Annotated in this window: 4 protein-coding genes and 3 tRNA genes; all 7 read left to right on the top strand. The window is 57.4% G+C overall.

What is annotated here, in order from left to right; genetic code table 11:
• Positions 1-370 precede the first annotated feature (370 nt).
• Positions 371-1,336 carry a bifunctional biotin--[acetyl-CoA-carboxylase] ligase/biotin operon repressor BirA gene (birA, locus tag BM186_RS25980; RefSeq protein WP_074919337.1) on the top strand — a complete coding sequence of 322 codons (966 nt, stop codon included), beginning with the start codon at positions 371-373 and terminating at the stop codon, positions 1,334-1,336.
• Positions 1,326-2,075 (top strand): pantothenate kinase, encoded by a 750-nt coding sequence (locus BM186_RS25975; protein ID WP_074919336.1) that lies wholly within the window; start codon positions 1,326-1,328, stop codon positions 2,073-2,075. The genes birA and BM186_RS25975 overlap by 11 nt, the downstream gene beginning before the upstream one ends.
• Before the next feature lie 8 nt (positions 2,076-2,083).
• Positions 2,084-2,770: an SPOR domain-containing protein gene (locus BM186_RS25970; protein WP_072426378.1), complete on the top strand. Its 687-nt coding sequence runs from the start codon at positions 2,084-2,086 to the stop codon at positions 2,768-2,770.
• Between the two features lie 141 nt (positions 2,771-2,911).
• Positions 2,912-2,996: transfer RNA gene (locus BM186_RS25965), tRNA-Tyr, on the top strand.
• A gap of 24 nt (positions 2,997-3,020) precedes the next feature.
• Positions 3,021-3,094 (top strand) — tRNA-Gly (locus BM186_RS25960).
• A gap of 26 nt (positions 3,095-3,120) precedes the next feature.
• Positions 3,121-3,196 (top strand) — tRNA-Thr (locus tag BM186_RS25955).
• 84 nt (positions 3,197-3,280) lie between these two features.
• A partial coding sequence (locus tag BM186_RS25950) for a GTP-binding protein (protein WP_202966612.1) occupies positions 3,281-3,384 on the top strand: 104 nt, incomplete at its 3' end.

Here is a 3,384-nt window from a genome sequence, read left to right as displayed (position 1 = left end):
ATGGTAGTGTGGTGCTTCACCATGTGAGAGTAGGTCATCGTCAAGCTCCTATACGAAACCCCAGATCGCTAACGCGGTCTGGGGTTTCTTCTTTGCGGCGCGGAAAACAGAGCTTCGCGTAGGGGGGGCTGCGCGCACCGGCATGTCGGCGTCACAGCGCTCGCCTCAGATTTAAGCTTTATCGGCATCAATAGGAAAGGTTTCCTTGAAGGTGGTCTTGTTGCCGTTGGTTTTTATTGGCGGCTCTTTCGGCTGGATCTTGCGCCATGGCAGTTATCTTTCCCCGCGCGGCCTTCTTTGGCTTGCCGTTTTCTATGCAAGCTGAAGCCTCGTCGTTATCATGCCAGCCTTGTTCGTGGCGGGGCCTGGCATGCTGGAATTGTTGAAACTTCTACAGGATGGTCGATTCCATTCCGGTGAAGCCCTGGGGGCGAAGCTTGGGATAAGTCGCAGTGCCATCTGGAAGCAACTGCAAGGCCTGGAGGCCGAGCTGGGGATCGAGGTGTTCAAGGTTCCTGGTCGGGGCTATCGGTTGTCTTCGCCCATGACCTTGCTCGATGCCCAAGAGATATCTCATGGCGCTGATGGCTTGGATTGGCCGATCACTGTCGAGTCCAGCGTGGACTCTACGAACGCGGAGATCTTTCGTCGCCTCGATGCTGGAGTGCGTGCGCCTTTCGTTCTGCTTGCCGAGCGCCAGACCGCTGGGCGTGGTCGGCGGGGGCGGGTCTGGGCCAGTCCCTTTGCCGAGAACCTTTATTGCAGCGTGGTTCTGCGTGTAGATGGTGGCATGAGTCAGGTGGAGGCCTTGAGTCTGACTGTGGGCCTTGCTGTCGCTAAGGCGCTGCAATCCATTGGTATCGACGGTGCGCGACTGAAATGGCCGAATGATGTACTGGTCGAGGGGCGCAAGATATCTGGAATTCTCCTGGAGCTGGCCGGGGATCCGGCAGATGTCTGTCACGTTGTGATTGGTGTCGGTATCAACGTCAATATGGCGATCGATGTGCCTGCTGTTATCGACCAGCCCTGGACCTCAGTGCGCCAGTGCCTTGGACACATGCTCGACCGTAATGAGTTGGCCGCCAAGTTGTTGTTGCAGCTTCGAGATTGCCTTTCCATTCATTGGCAGCGCGGGTTTGCCGGTTTGCGCGAGGAGTGGGAAGCGTTGCATGCATGGTGCGGGCGATCTGTGGCGTTGACGGCAGGAAATAATGCGACTCTGGGTGTCGTGCTTGGGGTTGATGAGCGAGGCGCTATTAGGCTGAGCGTGGATGGCTTCGATCGCTCCTTCAGTGGTGGCGAGTTGAGCCTGAGGTTGCAGCATGATTCTTGAGCTCGACTGCGGTAATAGCTTTATCAAGTGGCGGGTGATCTCCGTGGATGGAGCGCAGCGCCTTCTTGCTGGCGTGGTCGACTCCGATGCCGCTCTCTTCGACTCATTGGCTGCTGCGCCTGAGTTGCGGGTAAGTCGCTGTCGCTTGGTCAGCGTGCGCAGCGACGCCGAGACCGAACAGTTGGTTGCGCGTCTGCGTGAGTCCTTGGGGGTGGATGCGGTCTGTGCTCAATCTGCCAGTCAGGTCGGGGTTGTGCATAACGGTTACGAAGACTTCCGGCGCCTTGGTCTGGATCGCTGGCTGGCTGTGCTGGGTGCCTATCATCTGGGGCAGCGTGCTTGTCTGGTGGTGGATCTCGGGACAGCGGTGACCGCTGATTTCGTTTCTGCCTCAGGTATGCACCTGGGCGGCTTCATTTGCCCGGGGTTGCCGCTCATGCGTGATCAGTTGAGTACGCACACTCGGCGTATTCGCTATGACCGACAGGTGGCTCTCGCCGCTTTGCAAGAGCTGGAGCCTGGGCGCTCCACTGCGGAGGCTGTCGAGCGAGGGTGCGTATTGATGTTGCGCGGTTTTGTTGCCGAGCAGTTGCTGCAGGCGCAGGCTCGTTTTCCTGAGGGCTTCGAGGTCTTCTTGACTGGAGGCGATGCGGGCCTGGTGCAAGATGTGGTCCCGGGAGCGCAGGTTGTTCCTGATCTGGTATTTGTCGGGCTGGCTATCGCCTGTCCTTTGAGCTGAGGCGAGGTATGCGCTGGATTCTGCTATTGCTCCTGCTGCTTAACGCCTTCTATTACGTTTGGCATCAGCAGCAGGCCCCCTTGCGTGCCAAAGAGGTGGCTCCAGCAGGTGCTTATCAGGCGGCGCGTAAAGATATTCGTTTGTTGAGTGAAGCGGATGCGCCGCGCTCGCGTGCAGATTCGTCGATGCCGGCTGATGCGGCTGCTCCTGATGCGGCTGTTTGCCTCTATCTAGGGAGTTTCGAGGAGGAGTCGAGGGCCAGGGTTGTGGAGCAGCGGCTATTGAGTTTGGACATACAGGCTGAGGTGCGCGGTGTCGATGCGGCGGCGGGGGTCGAGTATTGGGTGTATCTGCCGCCTCTGGCTTCCCGCCAGGCCTCGCTGAGGCAGTTGCGCGAACTGCAGGCCCGTCGTATCGATAGCTACATCATTACTCAGGGCGAGCTGGCGAATGGCATATCGCTCGGCATATTCCCTCGCAATGACTCGGCCAATAGCGTCATGCAGCGTTTGCGGGATGTGGGTTACGAGCCGCAGATTCGCGAGCTCTCGCGTGCGCATCGCAGTTTCTGGGTGCGGGTGGCTCCGGAAAGTCGGCGCTTGGCTGACGAATTTTTGCTTGGGCGGCTCGCGGGTGACTTCGCAGGTTTGCAGCATCAATTAATGCCTTGTGAAGGCGTTGCATTGCTCCAGTAGTTTGCATAGAATGGCGCCCGCTTCGCAGGGTGGTCAAAGTTGGTTCCCGACGAAGATGTTGTCAAAGTAGCTAACCTCAAGATTTTAATGAGAAAAAGCTTGACAGCAGGGTGGCAGATCTAGAAAATGCCGCCTCACTTTGGAGGGGTTCCCGAGCGGCCAAAGGGATCAGACTGTAAATCTGACGTCATCGACTTCGAAGGTTCGAATCCTTCCCCCTCCACCAGATTCGGCGTGAGCTGCAAGCTCCGCGGGTATAGTTCAGTGGTAGAACCTCAGCCTTCCAAGCTGATGATGCGGGTTCGATTCCCGCTACCCGCTCCAGTTTGTGGCTGGCGCAACAGAGTTTGGCTCATGTAGCTCAGCTGGTAGAGCACACCCTTGGTAAGGGTGAGGTCAGCGGTTCAAATCCGCTCATGAGCTCCATCTAATGAAGGCAGATATGAAAGTATCTGCCTTTGTTTTAATGGCGGCATGGCTTGCTCAATTCTTCGCTAGGAGACGGTCAAGATGGCTAAAGAAAAATTCGAACGTAACAAACCGCACGTCAACGTTGGCACCATCGGTCACGTTGACCACGGTAAAACCACTCTGACCGCTGCTCTGACCCGTGT

Origin of the sequence: Ectopseudomonas toyotomiensis (assembly GCF_900115695.1) — a bacterium.
In the GTDB taxonomy this organism is placed as follows: Bacteria; Pseudomonadota; Gammaproteobacteria; order Pseudomonadales; family Pseudomonadaceae; genus Aquipseudomonas; species Aquipseudomonas toyotomiensis.
Note: the sequence above shows the minus strand (reverse complement) of the source record. Positions and strands in the feature narration are given on the sequence as shown.

Bases quoted from the DNA above. Each gene is read 5' to 3' on its own strand.
- birA (WP_074919337.1), top strand. From the start codon at position 371: ATGCTGGAATTGTTGAAACTTCTACAGGATGGTCGATTCCATTCCGGT.
- BM186_RS25975 (WP_074919336.1), top strand. From the start codon at position 1,326: ATGATTCTTGAGCTCGACTGCGGTAATAGCTTTATCAAGTGGCGGGTG.
- BM186_RS25970 (WP_072426378.1), top strand. From the start codon at position 2,084: ATGCGCTGGATTCTGCTATTGCTCCTGCTGCTTAACGCCTTCTATTAC.